General features: G+C 58.0%; 16 protein-coding genes and 2 pseudogenes. 9 read left to right on the forward strand and 9 right to left on the reverse strand.

The window, feature by feature from the left end:
- Positions 1-106 precede the first annotated feature (106 nt).
- The 4 genes from XH79_RS20215 to XH79_RS20230 form a co-directional block, all read right to left on the reverse strand.
- The gene (locus XH79_RS20215; RefSeq protein WP_271582766.1) at positions 107-994 is read right to left on the reverse strand and encodes a TauD/TfdA dioxygenase family protein; all 888 of its coding nucleotides are present in this window, start codon (positions 992-994) and stop codon (positions 107-109) included.
- Positions 995-2,152: 1,158 nt separating this feature from the next.
- On the reverse strand, positions 2,153-3,577 hold the full coding sequence (locus XH79_RS20220) for an MATE family efflux transporter (protein ID WP_271526498.1): 1,425 nt from the start codon (positions 3,575-3,577) through the stop codon (positions 2,153-2,155).
- A gap of 3 nt (positions 3,578-3,580) precedes the next feature.
- Positions 3,581-10,036, reverse strand: a complete 6,456-nt coding sequence (locus XH79_RS20225; RefSeq protein WP_271582767.1) for a non-ribosomal peptide synthetase — start codon at positions 10,034-10,036, stop codon at positions 3,581-3,583.
- A gap of 231 nt (positions 10,037-10,267) precedes the next feature.
- Positions 10,268-10,609: a hypothetical protein gene (locus XH79_RS20230; protein ID WP_128948206.1), complete on the reverse strand. Its 342-nt coding sequence runs from the start codon at positions 10,607-10,609 to the stop codon at positions 10,268-10,270.
- A 93-nt stretch (positions 10,610-10,702) separates the two neighbouring features.
- Between XH79_RS20230 and XH79_RS20235 the strand changes: the two genes are divergently transcribed.
- Positions 10,703-11,767, forward strand: a complete 1,065-nt coding sequence (locus XH79_RS20235; protein WP_128948289.1) for an IS110 family transposase — start codon at positions 10,703-10,705, stop codon at positions 11,765-11,767.
- Between the two features lie 526 nt (positions 11,768-12,293).
- Here XH79_RS20235 and XH79_RS20240 read toward each other — a convergent pair.
- The gene (locus XH79_RS20240) at positions 12,294-12,455 is read right to left on the reverse strand and encodes a hypothetical protein (protein ID WP_164937349.1); all 162 of its coding nucleotides are present in this window, start codon (positions 12,453-12,455) and stop codon (positions 12,294-12,296) included.
- Between the two features lie 502 nt (positions 12,456-12,957).
- Between XH79_RS20240 and XH79_RS20245 the strand changes: the two genes are divergently transcribed.
- From XH79_RS20245 to XH79_RS43305, 4 genes and pseudogenes are all read left to right on the forward strand, one after another.
- Positions 12,958-13,305, forward strand: coding sequence for a hypothetical protein (locus XH79_RS20245; RefSeq protein WP_128948204.1), 348 nt, complete (start codon positions 12,958-12,960; stop codon positions 13,303-13,305).
- 77 nt (positions 13,306-13,382) lie between these two features.
- Positions 13,383-13,619: a DUF2188 domain-containing protein gene (locus tag XH79_RS20250; protein WP_128948203.1), complete on the forward strand. Its 237-nt coding sequence runs from the start codon at positions 13,383-13,385 to the stop codon at positions 13,617-13,619.
- A gap of 67 nt (positions 13,620-13,686) precedes the next feature.
- Positions 13,687-14,145, forward strand: a complete 459-nt coding sequence (locus tag XH79_RS20255) for a hypothetical protein (RefSeq protein WP_128948202.1) — start codon at positions 13,687-13,689, stop codon at positions 14,143-14,145.
- Positions 14,146-14,173: 28 nt separating this feature from the next.
- Positions 14,174-14,464, forward strand: a pseudogene (locus XH79_RS43305) (DUF2513 domain-containing protein); the annotation flags it as partial.
- 108 nt (positions 14,465-14,572) lie between these two features.
- Here the strand turns inward: XH79_RS43305 and XH79_RS20260 are convergent.
- Complete coding sequence (locus tag XH79_RS20260) at positions 14,573-15,115, reverse strand: hypothetical protein (RefSeq protein WP_245471675.1); 543 nt, start codon at positions 15,113-15,115, stop codon at positions 14,573-14,575.
- Positions 15,116-15,270: 155 nt separating this feature from the next.
- On the opposite strand from XH79_RS20260, the gene XH79_RS20265 reads away from it, so the two are divergent.
- From XH79_RS20265 to XH79_RS20280, 4 genes are all read left to right on the forward strand, one after another.
- A complete protein-coding gene (locus XH79_RS20265) occupies positions 15,271-15,465 on the forward strand; it encodes a hypothetical protein (RefSeq protein ID WP_128948200.1) in 195 nt (64 codons plus the stop codon).
- Positions 15,466-15,479: 14 nt separating this feature from the next.
- On the forward strand, positions 15,480-16,199 hold the full coding sequence (locus XH79_RS20270) for a hypothetical protein (protein WP_128948199.1): 720 nt from the start codon (positions 15,480-15,482) through the stop codon (positions 16,197-16,199).
- 40 nt (positions 16,200-16,239) lie between these two features.
- Positions 16,240-16,800, forward strand: coding sequence for a hypothetical protein (locus XH79_RS20275; RefSeq protein ID WP_128948198.1), 561 nt, complete (start codon positions 16,240-16,242; stop codon positions 16,798-16,800).
- Between the two features lie 579 nt (positions 16,801-17,379).
- On the forward strand, positions 17,380-17,979 hold the full coding sequence (locus XH79_RS20280) for a hypothetical protein (RefSeq protein ID WP_128948197.1): 600 nt from the start codon (positions 17,380-17,382) through the stop codon (positions 17,977-17,979).
- Positions 17,980-18,416: 437 nt separating this feature from the next.
- Here the strand turns inward: XH79_RS20280 and XH79_RS20285 are convergent.
- From XH79_RS20285 to XH79_RS20295, 3 genes and pseudogenes are all read right to left on the reverse strand, one after another.
- Positions 18,417-19,185, reverse strand: a pseudogene (locus XH79_RS20285) (integrase core domain-containing protein).
- A 32-nt stretch (positions 19,186-19,217) separates the two neighbouring features.
- On the reverse strand, positions 19,218-20,027 hold the full coding sequence (locus XH79_RS20290; protein ID WP_128948196.1) for a hypothetical protein: 810 nt from the start codon (positions 20,025-20,027) through the stop codon (positions 19,218-19,220).
- Entirely contained in the window at positions 20,024-20,326 is a 303-nt protein-coding gene (locus XH79_RS20295) for a hypothetical protein (RefSeq protein WP_128948195.1), read from the reverse strand. Before XH79_RS20295 ends, XH79_RS20290 begins: the two co-directional genes overlap by 4 nt.
- Between the last annotated feature and the right edge of the window lie 2 nt (positions 20,327-20,328).

Raw genomic sequence — 20,328 nt, forward strand, 5'->3', positions numbered from 1 at the left:
TTGGCCGGTCTGGCGCATAAGAAGGCCGGCTCCGCTCGACATCGCAGGGCCGCAACTTAGTGTTAGGTCTGCCGGCGTCTTATGAATCCGGGAGATGCGGAGAATGTCAGGCAGCCTTTGCGGCCCTTGATTTTGGCCGCTTCACGTGCCGTACGCGGGCGTCAATCGCAAGCTGGTCCATGGCCCAGTGAGGACTGCCGATTTTGCTGACAGGGTACGGCTCAGTCGCGCGATTGTCCCAGATCACGACGTCGCCTGATTTCCAGTTCCAGCACAGGGTGTTCTGCGGGGCGGTGAGATAGGATTGCAGCCGTTCAAACAGTCTTTGGCTGGGATAGCGCTGCAGGCCAACGAAGTCCTTCACGAAACGACCGAGCGATAGCATGCGTTCGCCGGTCTCGGGATGAACACGAACAATCGGATGTGTCGTTTCGTAGATCGTTCCAGTGGAGACGCCACACCAAGGCCGCTTGTTGGATTCGGTGGCGCTTCCTGTCGCAGTGAGATCAGATGCGACGAAGCTCACAGCCCACAGGTTATCTGCGAGCATCCGCAGGGGATCGGGAAGATCAAGATAAGCGGCCGCCTTGCTCGACCAAGCAACGTCGCCGCCAAAAGGCGGGACCGCTGCGAGCCGGAGCACCGAAATGCCTGTGGCTACCCGCTCATCGTTCATCTGGTTGCGATCACTGCAGGCGCGATCAGACAGCTCCTGCCGGATCGTTAAACCACCCATTGTGCCCGCCATTGTGGGATTCGGTATCAGCGAGCCGAGCCGGAGCACAAAACGCTGCTGCTGTGCATCGTCGAGATGTCCCTGATCACGGAAAAAGATGACCTTATGCTTTAGCAGAAGCCGGTTGAACGCGACGATGACATCGTCAGGCAAATCGTCCGACAGCGCAATGTTCTTGATTTCGGCACCAAGCCGGTCCGCGTGCTTGACGATGTCTGCTCGCGGAATGACATTTTCAACAGCGATTGTTCCACTCATGGCGGCGCCTCTTTCTGTCGATGTCTAAACAAGCTCAGTGGTGGTCGCGTCTGGCGACAAACCCGGCAGAACAAGCTTGATGCTATAGCCCCGAATTGTCTGAGCATGGGTCACCGCGCCGCTCAATTAAGCGGCTGAAATCTGAAGGACACTCGCATATGAGACTACCAGATCGATTTACAGGCTGATCAACAGTGCAGATCATAGACGCAATCCATGTCCCGTCCATGAAACGAAACCAGCCTTCTTTTTGAGCTCGCGCAACGTTCGCCTCGTCCCAGAACTCATGCTTGGAAAATCCTCGAACAACGACTGTGTCGTACCTCATTCATCCCGCAAGGCCTCATGCGCAGGATGAAGATTAGAACGGGTTCGCGGCATGCACCCGCGAAGCGGATAGGACCCACCGCCTCGAAAATGAAATCTACCTCAAGCTGTATAACATCTCTAAAACTACTTCAACGGGCTCCTAATCATATTTTTGCGACTTGGAGTTGTTCAATGCGCGACGTTTCATCAGCTGATCACTTACTGTCATGCCTTGGACTAGCGGGAGAAGCGCAAAATAAGAAAGCTGCAACTTCCGATGCAGCTTAAACAACGGACTTAATCCCTCGATTTTCAAAATTTGCACTCGGCGCGAATGCAGGTCGTCCCTGTGATGCCGTGTCTTTCATTCTACCCGGAGACGTAGATTTTCCTTACGGCGTGCATGCCGCTTTGGCTTCGCGGCCGTTGAGCACGCACATCGAAACGGAGCGCCCACGGCCAGGAATATCGCTCCGAAGGCGTCTTTGCGTTCTCCGACTGCAAGCCGCAAAATCCGGCTGCCTATCTTGCCTCACTATGAGGGACACGACACTGCAGGGCGGTCGGATTTCAGATCATAAGCCACGGATGTAGCTTCTTCATGATCGCTCTCTCTTGTCCTTGGCTTGAGATCGAGTGCTCGCCAAGACTAGGCGCGACGTCGACCTCACCGCGGGGCCACCCGCGCGCGAGGTTCGCGTGTGCAACATTCGGCTTTGCCTTCATCGCAATCGCAGCGATAAAGATGGATGCATAGCGACTCGCTCTTGCACATCACACCAGTTTTGGAGCCATCCCCTCGCCGGCCATGCAGGCTTAAATGCCGGCTCCGATGATCTCCTTGTCAGATCAAAGAGCACTTTCAATTCCTGGCTGAATGTGCCGGTCCGCTTGTCTGAGCTCAGCGAACTGGCGGAACATGACAAACAGCGCGATCATTCCGGCGCCCAGCTCAGCGATGGCTTGACTGGCCAACACTCCGCTAAAGCCCGATATGACAGGGAATAACAGTACGGCCGGTATGAAGAGATATCCATGCCTCGCGAAAGACACAACCGCGCTGAGGCGTGCTCTGCCGAGCGACTGAAGCATTGTCGTCACGAAACACTGAATACCGAAGAGTCCAAAAAACAGATGAAAGATGATGCAGGTCGAGACGGCAATTTCGGTGACCTTATCGCTATCGCTGAACAACCTGACCAACGGCCGGACAAAAAGCATAACGGCTGTGGAATACGCAAAGGAAAGCGCAACCGTGATGGATAGCATGAACTTCGCGACCCTCAGTACACGGGCAAGGTCGCGGGCGCCCCAACCAAACCCCAGGACAGCTTGAGAGCCGATACAAAAACCCGTGATAGGCAGCGCCCCGATTGTCAGGATTCTTACAGCTATTCCCACCGCCGCGACGAACTCGTCACCGAATCGGGCAGCGGCTCCGTACAAGAACATACCGGCAAGAGCAGATAAGATACTTGTCGCGGTCGCCGGCGCCCCAATGAACGCGAGCTCTCTGATGCGATCTACCCGCAACGAGACCTGAGAGATTCTGACGAAGACAGTGCCCCACCCCTTGGTAAAATATCCGATGTAGAGGCTTATCGCAGCGATCTGAGATAGGAGCGTTGCTAGGGCCGCGCCTCGCACGCCCAAGTCCAGCAAGAATATAAAAATGGGATCAAGCAAGGCGTTCAATATGAAAGCGCTCAGCATCGTCCACATACTGAATCGTGTGTTGCCTTCAGCTCTTGCGATGAAGCCGCTGACAATATTTAGGAGCATCAAAGTGGACCCCGGCAAAAGGATCGTGGCGTAGTCGAGCGCGATGGGAAGGATGGTTGGAGTTGCCCCGAGTACGACGAAGATGCCTCGTAGGCCCAGAAGCAGTCCGACCGTCATGATCACTCCGATCGGAGCGGCGAGCGCGAGTGCCGTACTCGCACCTCGACTAGCCTCCAACTCATTACCAGCACCAAGATGACGAGATATGAAGGATGCAGTACCCACACCGATCCCCTCTCCCGCCGCCGCGAGCAGGATAATGATCGGCATAGTCATGCTCACGGCTGCGATCGCCTGCGCACCAAGTGAGCCAACAAAGATAGCATTGAGGAGCTGCTGTAACGCGCTGATCGACAACCCGATAACAGATGGAATGGCAATCCGAAGGAGAAGGCTCGGGAGCTTTTGATCCGATAGATCCACGTGCCGGCTTTTCTTCGGCATCGCATCGCGATCGCCTTTGACGACGAGCTTCGCATTCCGGTCATCCATGAATCACAACGTCCTCAGCGCTACGAATTCATTGATCGTCTGCAACAGCTCCTGTTGCAAGACCGTGCAAAGATGGCGTGTCACCTCATAGTCGACCATGCTCGGATCATACGTAGCGTCAATCTGTAGATCGCCCGATTGATATCCGACATCGAACCAGAAGAGGTGGATCGCCGCCGCTTGATGCATGTGTTCGCCGATCCAAAGTGGATAAGGGTCTGTGTCTAGAAAACGGCGTGGGAAATGGCGCTGCAAACGGGCGCGATAATTCACCCCAATTCTGGGCAGTGGCAGGCGATCGAGCCGACACCGCATGGCTGGATCTCGGTTTAGGAATTTCAGCGCCCGAAAGCCTATTCCCCCACGCGGCAGCGCATTGCGCTGCCGGTATATTAAACGAGCACGGTCGGAACGCGACTCTCTTCCTGTGATATTCAATGAAAGCGGAACGAGCTCGCTGATAAGGCCAATGATCTGAGATGAATCGAAATCGTCAAACAACCGACCTCGTGTCGAGGTCAGGCTATCAATCCAGAGCGAATAGTTGCCGAACAGGGCGCCAAACGCACCGGACAGGGCAGCAAGAAACACATCAAAGTCCTGACAATGCGCTGATCTGGCTCCAATACTGAGCAGACCCGCTGTTGCTTCCCCGTCGATCTCAAGATGGTACCTGGCCTGATCTAGCGAACGGCCGTTCGCAGCCTCCCGACGACCTCCGGCACTTGCATCGTGAAGCTCTCTCGCGCTTCCTTCTGCAACACTCGTGCCGCGCGATGACGCGTCGCTCACACGCAAGTTAAATTGGTCGTAGTCGATGTCCTCCCAGTGCTTGAGTTCGTCTGGTGCTTCGCTGTTCGCGTAGTGCTCGAGGCGCTTCAACCAGGGAGAGAGCCTTTGTACGGTCTCGGGACCATTCACATCGTGGCCTGCAGCAAGAGCTTGGTATGCGCCCTCCAATGCTTCCAGAAATAGCCGATAGCCCATCCCATCCGCTACGAAATGATGCATCAGCACCAGCAGATAGTAATCGCCGCTTTCCGAAGTACGGAAGGCCACGACGTGAACAAGAGGCGTGTGGCCGTCAAACCGAAACATGTGTTGACGTCTTGCCGAGACGCTCTCGATTGTCCTGCGCTGGTCTGGGCCGGTCATCCGGACGAGATCGATCTCCTCCACGATACGCTCGGCCGGACAAGGCCCAATCCTCAGCCGTAGTCCATCTTGGGTTCGGGCAACGCGGAGCCTGAGGCCTTCGTGCCTCTCGATGATATGGGCGAGAGCGCGGTCCAGGATCTTGATGTTCAGGATGCCGCCGCGCAAGAAGAACAGATCGCCGATGTTAAAATGCTCGTCAAAGCCGACAAGAGAATTCCAAAACGATATTACGGGGGGCACAGGCAGTAAGCCGTCAGCGGAAGCCACGTTGTGGGGTGCCGCCTCCGCTTCCCCGGCCGCCAACTCCCTGATGGTCGGTGTTCGATAAAGCTGGTTGACGGTGAGATTCAGCCCGGCTTTGCGCGCCAGCGTGACGCAACGTACGCTTAGAAGAGAATCGCCGCCGATATCAAAGAAACTGCTGTCGATTCCCACCCCCTTGGCGCCTAATAGATCCTCCCAGATCCGAGCAAGAACTCGCTCGTTTTTGGTGCGGGGCTCAGCAGATGGACTAGTTTCTATCTCGCGGTAAGGAACGGAGGAAAGGCGAGCACGGTCTATCTTTCCGCTTGTCGTCAGAGGAACACTGTCAACCAACCTGAAGGCTGTGGGAACCATGGGAGATGGCAATCTGTTGCGCACGTAGGCGAGGATCTCTCCAGTGCTTAGATTCTCCCGAGCGGGCACCACGCTCGCCGTCAAGCGGCGATCCTCATCGATGCCTTCTGCGAAGACCGCGGCCTTTGCGATTGCCGGATGAGACTCAAGGGCAACTTCGACCTCCTCCGGCTCGATGCGAAAGCCCCTTACCTTGATCTGGTTGTCCGATCGGCCGCAAATCTCGAGAAGGCCGCTGGTTGAGATGCGTGCGATGTCCCCACTTCGATAAAGCACGTTATATTGTCCGCCATCATACGGATTCGGCACGAAACAGCGGTCAGTCCGATCTTGATCCCGCCAGTACCCAGCGCTGAGACAGCGGCCTGCGATGCACAGTTCGCCGGGGGCTCCAACAGGCACTCTCTTCAATCGAGAATCGAGGACGTAGAGTTTGACGTTGTCGATTGGCCGCCCCACCGGGACAAGCGCGGAGTTGTCATCGGCATCCGCTGTTTCGTGCACGGCTGCATTGGACGCACATTCCGTCGCACCATAGAAGTTCCACAAGGGCACACCCGGAAAAGACCCGCGCCAGCGCGCGGGCAGTGAGGAAGGCATCGGTTCGGCGCTGCTTGTGACCAATCTCAAGGCGGTCCTTTGCGGTTGCCGTTCCTGGGCCCCGATGATACCGGACAGGAGTGGCGGAGAGGCAAAAAAGCGTGTCACACGATGTTTTGCCAAACTGCACAACAAGAGATCTGGATCTAGCACCTGCCCTAGGGTGAGGATCAGCGTGGGCACACCTCTCAGAAGCCCACCAAAATACTCCCAAGCGGACGCAACAAGGGAAGCGGACTTCTGGACAACCATCACGTCGGTACTATCGAAGGGAAAGCGTCGCCACATCCAGTTCAGCCGATTGAGAATGGCCGATTCCGGAATAAGAACCCCCTTCGCCCGCCCTGTTGAGGACGACGTGTATATAAGGCTCGCAACTTGGTGATCTGAGGGTGAGTCGCTGGATTCGAAATCATCCGTCAGCGCCCTGCACCTGTCTAACGTCAATAGACAAATCGAAGGTATGTCAAAGCCAGTCTCCGTGGTATTTGCGTGAACCAACACCTTTGCCTGACTATCTCGCAGGATATGTTGGATCCGATCAGGCGGATAATCCGGCGGTATCGGCACGACAATAGAATGCAAAGCTCGCGCCGCCAGCATAGCAGCGGCAACGTCAGGCGACCGGTCGACCAGCATGGCGACCATATCGCCAGCACCCACGTCCAAATCCCGCAGGAAGGACCTGATAGCTGCTACGCGCTCACGCAGCTGGCCGAATGTGACCTCCCCGAACTCGCCTAAATATGCTACCTTGCTGTGATTGGAGACACTGATCTGCTCGAAGGCTTCAACAAGCAGACATTCAGACTCATATGGCTGCCTGGACCCCTGCAGCGAGTTCAGTAGGGTGACGTCTGACGCGCCGAGGCAGCTCAGCTCCTCAATAGGCGCAAGCGGTTTGTCAACGCAGGCGGCAATCAGACAGCGCAGATTATTGGCCATGCGAACAACTAGATCACTCGAAAATATGTCTTCCGCATACGCCAGCTGGAGCGCAATTTCATCGCCGTGATCTTGCGCGTACAATGTTAGGTCGAATTTGACATAGCCTGTGTCGTACTCGCGGAATGTCAGAGCCAACTCGTCCCGACCAGCGGGTTCGGCGGCCTCGGAGTACATGTTGAACATGACCTGGAAGATCGGTGATCGACCCGGTTCGCGACATAACCTTGTGTCCCTGACCATCCATCCGAATGGATAGGCCGAATTTGCGATGGCATCGCTGACCAGGTCCTGGATGCGGGTGGCATGAGCAGCAAAGGATTGACCGGCATCGATCACGGCACGGATCGGCAGCATATTCAGGAAAAAGCCGATGATGTCGGCGCTGCCAGGTTGATCCCGTACAGCGTGTGGCATGCCGACGACAATATCGTCCTGACCGCTATACATTCGTAGCAGCAGCTGGAAGCACGCCAGCAGTGTTGTCGACGTGGTGCAGCTATTCTGGCGCGCGAATTCTCTTACCCGACTGGATAGATCGCCGCCAAGCAGTACTGGATGCGAGCCGCCGCGATATGAATTGGTTTGCGGGCGAGCCCTCCCAAGCGAAAGCACCGGTGGATCATCACCAATCTGACGGCGCCAATAGTGACGTTGGCTCTCCAGCGCCTCTGGCGGAACGTGTTGTGCTTCCCACACCGCGTAGCTCGAGAGTGACGCACGGTTCTCTGGGCAAAACGCCACGGAATCTAGGTATCTTTGCTGAAGATCTCTGAGCAGCACAGAGATGGACCAGGCATCGACGATGATTTCATGAGCGGTGATCAATATTAGATGGTTGTCGGGACCAAGCCGGACCATGCGCGCGCGAAACAAGTGGCCTTGCCGGAGATCAAAATTGTCGTTCAGCTCCGTTCGCCGAAGCTGTTCGATGAGCTCCTCAGCTTCCTGCGACGTGAGGTGAGATGCATCAGTCAATTCAAGACTGGTACATGGCGGAGCATCAAAACATTGAGCCGGACCGTCTTCGTCGATAAAGCGGGCCGAAAGTGCCTGGTGGGAATGAACGACATCGGTCCAGGCGCGATTCCACCGAGCTAGATCGATGCTTCCCCTAATTCGCAGGCCGCCTTGAATGATGTAGTTCCTGGCAGATGGATCGAGCTGGGAGAGAAACCATAGGTGCTCCTGAACTCGCGTCAGAGGCGATCGGCTGAGACTTCCGTACGTCAGGGCTGTGCAGGGCTTGGACTCGGCTGGAGCCGCGATCGAAGCGGCAAGAGACCGAATCGTCCCATTCAGGACCATCCTGAAATCCGCTTTCACTCCGAGCAGAGTCTGCAACTGTCCCAATATGAGCATTGCCCGCAGCGAGTCTCCGCCGAGGCTTATGAACTGGTCATTCACACCAATCTTCTCAATGCGCAAAATGGCGGACCAGATTTTACGCAGTCGGGCTTCGAGGTCTGTTTGCGGCTCCTCGAATGGCGTTGGCAATGGAGGACGAACACAGGTCGGGTCGGGCAATGCTCCAAAATCGACCTTTCCGTTCCTGGTCAGTGGAATACCGTCAACGTGGATGATTCTTTCTGGCAGCATGTAGCTGGGAAGCGTCTCGGCAAGGAAGTTCTGGAGCTCGCTTTCCGCCAGTTCAGCTGGAGCTGACACATACGCAATAATTCGCCGCGTTCCGGCTTCCGCCTCGCCTCGGGCTATATTTCGCGCCGTGAGCTTTACGCCTGCGCAGACGGAGGCGACTGCGGCAGCGCCATGCACCGAGGGATGAGCGGACAAACGAGCTTCGATTTCTCCCAGCTCGATTCTGTGCCCGCGAATTTTGACCTGACGATCCCGTCGACCGAGACATTCCAAAAGGCCGTCGGAACGAAGGCGCCCAAGATCACCTGTCCGGTATAGGCGCCGGAACGACGGATCGTTTGAGAACGGGTTTGGCCGAAAGGCATCCTTGGTGCGGACATCGTCATTGGCGTAACCGGCAGCGACACCAACGCCACTCACACAGATTTCGCCGACCTCCCCCACGTTGCACAGCCGCAGTCCGTCGGCGACGTAAACCTTAACGTTATGAATCGGTCTGCCGATCGGTACATAAAGCTCAGCCAGCGCAGGCGGCACGGAAACCAGATGATGCGTAACGCCGTCCGCGCACTCGGTCGGCCCGTAGTGATTGAGGATGGGGACGCGGGGATATAAGCCAAGCCACTCACGTGCCAATCCGGGTGTTAGCGGTTCTCCGACCGTAGAAATAATCCGCAAACCATCCAGAGCTCGCTCCGCCGGAGCAAGTGACTGCAGATACTCAACAAACACTGCGAGCATCGACGGAACGAATTGGATAACCGAAGCGCCGCTTCCTTGAATTGCTTGGAGGAGGCACAATGGCGATCTCAATGTTGCATCATCAATGATCGCGCTAGAGGCTCCGACGCAAAGCCCAGCCAGAAGCTGCCACAGCGAGATATCAAAGCAATGCGACGCCGTTTGAGCGACGCAATCCGTCCGAGTGAGACTTAGATCGTCGATCTTTGCCGCCAAATGATTGTTTAGGGCGCCGCGCTCAATCATTGCGCCCTTAGGCTGGCCCGTCGAACCAGACGTAAACAGAATGTAGGCGAGTCCACCCTCGCTCGGCGATGGCACCACAGACAAAGTCTGGCCCTGGCGCAGCGCCGCCGCTATCGCTATGAATTGCGTGGCGCCTTTGCTGCTCGCCTGCAATAGGCTCAGCGAAGCCGGCTGGTCTCGGCCAATCACCAGAGCGCAGCGGCTCTGCTCGATCATGAATGATGTACGAGAAGCCGGTAACGATGGATCGAGCGGCAGGTACGTTGATCCAGCTTTCAATATTGCGACGACCGCCGTCGCCCAGTCGAGGTCCCGCTCCCCCCAATAGCCGACAACCGCCCCTTGAGCGCTCTGCTCTCGTAAGGTCCTTGCAAGGGCATCCGATCTTAATCGTAGCGCCTCATATGTGAGTTCGTCTGCGCCGTACCTCAGCGCAACCCTCTCCGGATCCGATCCTGCAAGTCGATCGATCGCCGTGATCGCGTTGAGCGGTTCACGTTCCACAGACTGATTTTTGCCTGATTGATTTTCCGTAGGCACGCGCCCCGCCATTTGTCGCTTCTGCGGCGTTCAAATCAGAGCGCCAACGCTCCTGATCGAGGTGTGCATTGCGTAGCCACCCTGATTCCGCCGGTCATAACTGTTCGTCCGTATCTTGGCTTCTCGTTCTTTCATTTACTTCTGTTTCCTCGAGGATCGGCAGAGGAACGCGGGCGGACGGTAGGACCCCGAGTTCGCTTTCGCACCTACCGACTCTTGTAGCGAGGTCGAAGCCGAGCTCGCTCACGCCACCAGATCGGCCCCGCCCTCTCTGACGCCTTCCGCCACGGCGCGCGCGCCGTAGCCTAAGACACCAGTCTTGGGATCGTAGGCGAAGTCCCTGAGCGCCTTGGCGCGCTTCTCGACCTCGTAGGCCGCGAAGATCAGCCGCTCCTCTACGCCCGCCGGAAGGCTCTCCGGATGGGCTTGCTTTAGCGCGATCTCGACAAGGGTTGCGGCGATGTCCGCCGCTCGGACCAGGTCGCAGATCTGCTCCTCGAGGTTTCCGTAGTGGTTGCGGGAGGGCTCCGGGCGGGCATCGGCGCCGGGCAAACGTGTGCTATTCTCAGAAATAGCCTGAGGCATGGGTCATGTCCTTGCTAATGGGATGGTCCGGCCGTGCTCCTGCCCCGCCAGCAAGCGAAGCTGGCAAGGGGCGCCAAAGACAAGGAGCACGCCATGTCACAGACACCCAATACCGCGATCGCCGTGATCGGCATCGATATCGGCAAGAACTCGTTCCACGTCGTGGGCCACGATGCGCGCGGCGCCATCCTGCTGAGGCAAAAGTGGTCGCGTGGCCAAGTGGAAGAGCGGCTCGCAAATATACCGCCTTGCCTGATCGGCATGGAAGCCTGCGTCGGGGCACATCACCTGAGCCGCAAACTCGCATCGCTTGGTCACGATGCCAGGTTGATGCCGGCCAAATATGTCCGCCCCTATAGCAAGGGGCAGAAGAACGACTTCAATGATGCCGAAGCGATTGCCGAAGCCGTGCAGCGCCCGACGATGAAGTTCGTCGCGACCAAGACCGCGGAGCAACTGGATCTGCAGGCGCTGCACCGGGTGCGCGAGCGGCTGGTGTCGCAACGCACCGGCATCATCAACCAGATTCGCGCCTTCATGCTGGAACGCGGGATCGCCGTGCGCCAGGGTATCGGCTTCTTGCGCACCGAACTGCCCACCATCCTTGCGACCCGCACCGATGCCGTGTCGCCACGCATGTTGCGTGTCATCGAGGAGTTGGCAGGCGACTGGCGCCGGCTGGATCAGCGCATCGATGGCCTATCCGGCGAGATCGAAGCACTGGCCCGTCAAGATCAGGCATGCTCGCGCCTGATGACGGTGCCTGGCATCGGGCCGATCATTTCGAGCGCCATGGTGGCCGCGATCGGCACTGGAGACGTATTCTCCAAAGGCCGCGACTTCGGCGCTTGGCTCGGACTGGTGCCCAAGCAGATCTCGACGGGAGACCGCACGATCCTCGGCAAAATCTCGAGGCGCGGCAATCGCTACCTGCGCGTTCTGTTCGTGCAGGCGGCGTGGGTTGTGCTGGTCAGGATAAAGAACTGGGAACGTTACGGGCTCAAGTCCTGGATCGAAGCCGCCAAAAGGCGGTTGCACCACAACGTGCTCGCGATCGCGCTCGCCAACAAGCTTGCCCGCATCGCCTGGGCGGTGCTGGCCAAAGGACGCACCTTCGAGCTGACGAGGACCGACGATGCAGGCGTCCGACCCGCTTGACCCTCGCGCCGGGCTCGGCGCGGTCAAGGCGCAGCCTGGCAACGCCGGAGCCAGCCGCAAGCCAAGCGCGACGGCTGGCCTTGACCGCCCCTGCGCACGACGCGATCGACGTTCTGCGGGCCGGGACGAAGGAACGGCCCTTGGCTCGAACAAAGGAACTGAGCGATATGAGGAGCAAACGATGACGTAGCCCCACATTCCAGCCGAGGTCTGCGAGAGGATGAGACGAGATGGAGGTTCGGTCTTCCCGGCGCATGCGAACACTGGTGACCCAAATGGCCCAATCGAGGCCTGTCCGCTAACGAGAACGCACGCGCGCTGATATCCATGGTGGCCCGGAGCAAATGCTCCAATCAAAGGCCGGATACATTGATGCAAGACCGCTTACCGCCAGCTCGGCAAAACCACTTGCAACGCACGGCCGGACCATACATGGTCAGGCCCGTCCGCGGTGCTTCCAACACCACGGCGGGCCGCTCGTCATCCGAACAAGCGCGCGAATCGTACAACAGCCGCTATGGCTGGGTTAGTCGTTGCGGCGGCGGTTCTCACCGGCCTTGTGCCTTTTACGCATCGCGGTCGCGAAGCGCTCGCCCATGCTGAGCTCGGGCTCGAGCTGCGCCGACGGGGTCATATTCGGCGCATGCCGCCGCGCCCGCCAACGGTCGATCTCGTCCAGGTCGAACATACCGTTGTCGGGATCTGGCTTTGGAAAGCCGCGGGCCCTGGAGCCTCGGCAGGATCTCGTTGAACCGGGCGAGCGTGAGGTGAAGTCGGCGGGCGGCTTTCTCAGGCGGGACGTCGCCGGGGTCGACGCGGAAGCGGATATCGGAGGAATTAGGCGAGGCAGTACTCACGCCGGCCAACCGAATCGGCGCGGCCGCTGGCAGAGCGGGCAACACGAGTCAACGGTCGCGTCGAACGCTTCCACGGCAAAGATTCGGTTCACAGAACCTTGAAAGATGGAACGAATGTTCCCAATTCCCGGGGTCCGGATGCGCGCATCACCAAAGGATGCACGTGTCCTGACATAGAGCGGCCCGGGCGATGGTTGCAACACCGCCCGGGCCTAGATCCCAACCTTGGTGGCAGGGAATATGTGATTACATGGCCAGTATCTGTTTAGATAGTGCCCAACTGTCAAGTGGTCTCTGCGTCCATGCTGCCATGCAGCTGAACGGACCAGAACAATGGCAGTACTCTTCAAGACCAACTCGCCGAAGGCGTTGCTGAACGACTTCAAGGACAAGATCGATAAAGGCCATGTGGTTACATGGTCTTACGACAAGGACGGCGATTTCACGCACACGCCTGATCAGTGGCGAAATGTTGCGTGGATGAGGCCGTCGATCGATCTCGGCGGCTTGAGGTTCAACATCCTCGGGAGCACCAAAACGATCACCACAAAGGCGATCTACGGCGTCTTCCACGGTCGCTTGGTGGAATCGCTGGTGACACACAGCCAGCACCTCTTCACCGACGCGTCGACAACGGCGCTGGCGACCAATAGCGACCACATCACCACCAAGGTGGCCTGAGCCACGATGGACCAACAGCCGCCGGCTCTCTTCGCCGGCGGCTCGATCTTCTTCATCAGCAGCAAAAGGTGCCTACGATGTCAAAACGACAAGTCTTTCACTCCGTCCCCAAAGGCAATGGCTGGGCCGTCGAGCAAAGCGGCAAGGTGGTTTCCAATCACCGGACGCAGGCGGCTTCGGAGTCGGCTGCGATCAAAGCCGGCCACCGCGCTCAAGACAACGGCGGTCTCGGTCAGGCTGTGCTCCACAAGAGCAACGGCCAGATCCGCGAAGAGCGTACCTACGGCGCGGATCCGCGAAACATAAAAGGTTGAAAGATGAGCATCGCCGGCGTTGCTCTACGGAGCCAACGCCGGCGCCGACCATTAAAGGGAAAGACAAATGGGACGATCAGAGGAAGGGCCGCGCTTCTGGCCCAACAACCTCGAGGCGCAAACCGCGATTGCGGCTGCGATATTGCGCGAGTTGTTAGAGACTGGAATCACCCGATCGGATCTCAGCGTCGATCAGTTTCGGAGCGACATCCGCGAAGCCGGCTATCCAGATCCCGCCGATTTCGAGGGGTTTTTCACCGACATCATGATTTGGCTGAAGGATGAGGGCATCATCCGCTTCGGCAAGATCTCCGACGATGGGCGGGGTGGCGACATGTTTCTCGGTGTCGCGATCACCGGCCACGGCATGAATTTGTTGGGAAAGAAGATCGACGCCCTGAACGGAGCTTCCGCGGCCGAAGTCATCATGGAAAAGAAGGACAAGAATGCCTCCGCGCCTCAGCTGGTAACACTTGGCGGGTTGATAGGCGGAATCATCGGCGGATTTACGAAATCAGCGAGTTGATCCGGAGAAGTGAAAAATGAAACGCGATATGGAGCTAATCCGCTCGCTGCTTCTAAAGCTTGAAGCGCTGCCGAAGGGGCATGTGGCCAGAGTCGTCATGATCGGAGGGGCAAGCCCCGAAGTCGCAATCGACGGAGCAACAGCCGAGGCGATCGACTATCATCTATCGTTGATGGGCGAGCATGGTCTCATCGAATGCCCGCCTCCGTATGGGACGAATGGCGGTCGAATTACATTCCGGAGACTTACCTGGGCGGGACATGATTTTCTGGACTGGGTTCGCGATGACGAGATTTGGCGAAAGACCAAGCTTGGAGCGCAGCAAGCTGGGGGTTGGACGTTCGATCTGATTAAGGATCTCGCGAAGGGCTTCATCAAAAAACGCAGATCAAGAAATACACAGAGGTCGAGATATGACCCGGGCCTCTCACGTGTCAATCTCTTTTGCGTGCAGTTTTCCCTCAACTCGGAGGCGCTCGACAATCACGCCTCCTCGCACGGCGATAAAGCACAGCGTCGCAAGATCCCTAGGCTCCAGGTCTTTCGGATTTTTAGGAGGAGCGACAGTCGGGCTATCACTCCGGACCTTTGCGTAAGTTGCCTGAACTATATGCTTCGCTTGCGGTCCGAGCGCCTTGTAGAGGTCGCTGACCTCTTGATCGCCTAAACGCATATCAAGTCTGTGGGCGAGACGGTTTCGCAACCCGCCGATCGCCCGGAGCGCAGTCGCGAATTCGTCGTGCAGTCCCAGGGTCAACGCGAGCCGGAGAGTGCCGGCGAAATCCATCTCCGAGAACTTAACGTGCTTCGCTTTCGGAGCAGCCCACAAGACGAATTGCTGCAGCTCGTGCTCTATGTGGATGTGTGCACGGATCACAATTCCGAGGTCGTCCTCGCCCTGGAGCGCGGAAAAGAAGGACGCGTCTCGTTCCTTAAGACCATCAATCAGGTTATGGGCAATCGTCGGCATCAGGCCATGTTACCGACAAACGTGATTCGTTCGGAATGCCCAGCCCTGTGAATAGCCGGGATAAGCGAGCCTTTGCTCCCCTGCACGCGCCGAGGGTGTCATGCTTCGGGTCTCGCGAATCGCGCGTGCACGTTGTCTAGATCGAGGCCGCCTCTGTGAACCCGTTCAAGAACATCATAGTAAATCTACAAGCCTCCGGCATTTCGGCCATTGCCTGCATCTGGCTGCTCTGCGTGACGACGCTCGCAATATTGGCGCCCGAAAATGGCATGTCGAGAACAGCGCTGAATGCTCTTTTGATCTTCGGTGGCATGCTGGGCAGTTCAATGGTGATTGCGCGTCGCGAATGAAGATTGACCGATCAATGGATAGCAAGGAACCAGTTGAGCCAACTCTCGCAAGACTGATGGGCTACCTGCCTGCCATCACTACGTTAGCTGTGCTCGTGCTATCCGTCTTCAACATTGGCTATTTCTCCAAAGTTGGATTGCATTTTCTGGGAGTGATGGATCTTACGAACCTCGTATATTCGCTGAGCTTTATCATCGCCATCATGGCCGGCTCTCTCGGAGTTTATTGGTGGGGCGACTATTTCGAAAGCCTACTTAAGAATATTGGCGAACCAGCGGGCCGCAAGAAGATTGCCTGGATCGTCGGCGTGTTCGTTGTCATGATGGTTACCCTCGCGTGGGGGCTCTTTCACTTTTATCCATCGACCAAGCCCGTGCACTTTCTTGGCGATCGACTGGCTGCAGTCGCATGGGTCGTCATGAGCGCTATGTTAGTTGCTGCGCATTACGTGCGCTGGACCAGAACAAGGCGCATCGGCATAGGAAATGGATTCTTTTCGTTCGTAGTAGTCGCGCTGACGATATATTGGGTCGGAAGGGCCGTAGCCGAACACGAGCTCTACATCGTGACGACGTCTTACGCCTTCACGCTGAAGGATCGCACCGTACCAATGACGGGAAAGATCCTCCGGGCCTCATCTAGCGGCTTTCTTGTGTTCACTGGCAACCGCGTCGCGTTCTTACCCTTGGGTGAAATAAAAGAGGTAAAAGCCGCAGACGAGTTGGTGGACTGACGGTAGCACGGCGACGACAGACTCTAGAGAGGCCAATACGATGGAGACACCCGATCAAGCAAGCGATCCGTCAGCGAAGAGCAAGTTTTCGACGGCGCATTACGCCGCCGTGGTGTCGACCATCGCGCTGGTAGCCTCTGGCGCAAGCGCGTTCTTTACAATGCGCAACTACGAGCTGACTGCGGCGAAAGACCAGCGCGAACTGCTTGAAAAGTCACCGATGGTCGACGTGCAGCTAAAGCCGAACGGTATTGCGAAGAGCGCGAACCTAATGATCTACATTTTCAATCGTGGCGACACCAACATCGTGCCGCAGGACATCACAGCCCTCCACCTGCTCGAGGAAGGCGAGCTCTACTTGTCGAGTTCGCAGCAGAGCGTGGACATGCTCAACGTGTTCCTCAGCCTCAACTCGATGGGAGTCATCCCACCGAAGGGTAAGGGTACAATGAAGGCAACCGTGTCTGGTGTAACTGATGGGAAGGCTGACTGGCCTGCCAACGGCGTTGATCTCACGTTCAGCGTGCGAATCCGGCTCGCCGACGAAAATGAAACGATAAAGACCATAAGCGTAACCAGAGAGATTAAGCCGGGAAACTAAGGCGGTACGGCCATCACGACGATAGCCGACAAGTTGGGAGAATGATTGTGACCGAGAAGCAGAAGACTAAGCTCAGCGATGGCGATCAAATCATCTTTAAGTTGGATGGAGGTAAGTGGACCGCACACGTCAAATACTCGAGCGGAGGAATCTCCGGTCGCGTTGTGCCATTTCCTTCCTTTGATGCTGCGGTCGCCGCCCTTAAGGAAGACCATCCCCTATGAGCGGCGTCATACGCAAATTTTGGGAAGATCTCGGCTACGGCCGAAAGTCCAACCGGGTCTTCTATGTGTCCGCCTTAGAAAACCTTCCCTCCCCGCGTCCCGGCGTCGAGTGGAGAGAGGACACCCAGTTCCGACAGGAAGAGGCGATCGAAAAGAGCGCCAGCTTCGCGCGTGTGGTTGAGGCTGCGTTGCGAGACGGTGTCGTTTCGGTTGACTCTGCGGTTGGATCCTAGCGCTTGTAGACCTTAGAGGGAGCCGAACGGTGCTGCCGCTACGGCAGCACCGCGATCACACGTTCCGCGATTGCGGTCGGCTGAACCGTTCGGTACCCCTCGCAAAAAGGAAGTCCAGTCAGATGACCGACGATTACAAGCCGATTTCCATATTCGAACGTCGACGCCGAGCTCCATTTCATTTTTTAGCTCGAGCTGACAACGCGAGATTTTCCGCTTACCTGCTATCGACGATGCCGACTGACGAAGGCGTAACAGCTAGAGCGGCCTCGATCGGCTACGGCGGCACGCCGTCAATAGCTCTGACCGAGGCGTTCAACCGGGAGCCCTCGATTGCGTTGGAGCTCGTCATCAAAGCAGTTATCGCTCAGCGGCTTGAGGTCGGCCACGACCTTGGGCAGGTCACTAAGGTGCCGGCTAACCACAATGTCCCGCACCTATGGGTAATCGCCGGGCTTCCGCAACTGCCGCCGGAAGACTCGGGCCGTCTCGTGATCGCGCGCGTTTACCTCATGTGGGCAAATCGATATCCGGCGCCAAATCGCGACGAAGACGGCTACCGAGATGACGCGGATTTGTGGCGACGTGCCCATGTTCCAGTTGGTGCTGCGGGGAATCTGAAACGGAGGGTCTCGTTCGCGTGGGACGATGTTAACCGCCTATACAAGATTGCGGACCGCAGCATTTGGGATATTCGCAAGTGCGCGGGGCTGTCCGATTAGACCCGATTGATGTACATTTTTCGACCGATTGTGTCATCGGGCCAACAGTGAATGACACGCGTCGAGATCGCGTTGCGCGTGACCGTCGTGAGTTGGGCGAAGCCGCCAACCCAGCAAGGAGTCCGGCTGGCCGCGTGATCTCGAGCCGCGATCCGGCGCTGGGCTGCCAGAGCTGCGATGGCGTGCCCTTCGAGGGGCGCCGGCGCCGCAGCCAATGCCGATCGGATCTCTTGCTCGTCGGCGTCGCTGGCGCAGGGGCATGGATTAAAGCCGCGCGGCATGTCAACGACCTGCCAGGGCGCGAGGTGGTTGCTTTCGGATTGAGTTAGCGTGGTGATACGGAATCCGCTGGGGCCTTGTGTCTCGGACACACCTGCAACGGACACTTCGAATGGGCTACTCTGGCCAAACTGTGCCAGTGACCTTGCCCCCAAGTTTTATCCAGTCCTGAGTTCGCTCCGGCTGTTGGATTGACCCGGGCGGGCGGTGGTAGCGACGGGAGCTGGCGCGGAGCCATCGGCATAGCGCAGCGCCAGATCACGTCGCGGGTTGCAGGTGAAGGCGAACTCCGATGGTGTTTTCCATCCGAGTTGCGAGTGAGGTCGCGTATCGTTGTAGTCGGCCCGCCAATGTCCGAGTTCGACTCGGGCCTGGCCCAGCGACGTGAACAGCGTCTCGTTCAGCAATTCGTCTCGGAGACGGCCATTGAAGCTTTCGATGAAGGCATTCTGCGTCGGCTTGCCGGGCGCGATGTAATGCCAGGCGACGCGGCTCTGATCGGCCCATGTCAGGATGGCGTTGCTGGTCAATTCGGTGCCGTTGTCGCTGACCACCATTTTGGGCTTGCCGCGCTCGATGATCAGCCGATCCAGGCCCGCGGCTCGCTCATCCCGTGGGCAGCCACGAGATGTGCGACAGCCTTCCGCTTGGCCGCGGGCGTCACCACTTCTTTCCCAGGAGGTCCTTCAAGGCCGCATTGTCCAGCATGGCGTCAGCCAAAAGCCGCTTCAGCCGCGTATTCTCGTCCTCCAGCGTCTTCAGCCGCTTGGCCTCCGACACCTCCAGCCCACCGAACTTGGCCTTCCATTTGTAGATGCTGGCGTCGCTGACGCCGTGCTTGCGGCATAGATCGGCGACCGACACGCCGGCCTCATGCTCCTTCAATATCCCGATGATCTGCTCGTCCGAAAAGCGGCTGCGCTTCATGCTCTGGTCCTTGTCGTGGGCCAGAGCGAACTTCAAACTGGATTAAGCCCGTGGGGCAAGGTCACCAGACGGCCATCGAGCTCGTGCAGTATGCCTCCAACGGTGTGCTTGAAGTCGTCGAAGCCCGTCGCCGGCATCGTCGATAGCGCGAGCGACACTGACTGGAACACCATTAGCTGCTCAGCCCGGATCGTCGCTGCGCATCTGAATTGCGGCAGCAGGACCACCTTGGGGCAGATCGCCGTGATGGTCTGATCCGACGTATCCCAAACCAGCGCATCGGAGACGAGGTGGACACCGTCCGAGGCGACGATCAGGTTTGCTGCTGACATTCGTAACTCCCTCGACACGATGGTGATTGGCCGAACATTGTTGACGCATAGGGAGCCACCGAGAGCCAGACCTGCGCCGATGAGCCCGGCCGCCCCTGGCAGCCCCATCGCTCCCGCGATGACCCCGCCCAACGGTGCCGCGAAGGCCGCGACCGCAATCAGCGCGACAAGGCCGATCACCTGTTTGGTGGTGTTGCCGCCGGCGCCACCCAATGGATACGAGACGAAATGAACGTTGTCGTTTGCCACGATGCGCCGGCGCGACCAGTTCTTCCGCAACACCGGTTCGCCATTGATCTCGAGGATGGTCGGGAGGCCCTTCCGGAACTGCCAGCCATAAACGCGGTCGCGCCGGGCCCAGCCCGTCCGGCGCAGAAACGCCGTCACGGTTTCTCGCGGGCGCGGTGCCTCTCGCGCGACCTCGAGACCGGGCATGACGAGGTGAAGCACCGGATGGCGGCCGGCCGAGGCTCGGCGCTCGCGATGGCTTGCGCGGGCAACCCGGCTCATGGGCGGAATCCTTCGATCGGACCGACAATGTTGTGAAAGCGCTTTAGCTCGGTCTTGAGAGCGGTGTTGAGGAAGCTGACGTACACGACTAGCTCTTCAGCGGTCGCGCCGAGTCGGTGCAACGTGTCGAGGCGCTTTGGGACGATCTCGCTATAATGCACGTCGAGCCAATCTTCCGGATCCATACGCCTGGCCGGCGAGGCCTCAATGCAGAGCTCAGAAAAGATACCGGCGCACTTCCTGGCATCGAGGGCGCCTTGCTCGCGGAAGTCGGCGATTGTCGCGACGCGATCCCCCATCT

It is taken from the genome of Bradyrhizobium sp. CCBAU 45389, assembly GCF_028128625.1.
Taxonomy (GTDB): domain Bacteria; phylum Pseudomonadota; class Alphaproteobacteria; order Rhizobiales; family Xanthobacteraceae; genus Bradyrhizobium; species Bradyrhizobium liaoningense_B.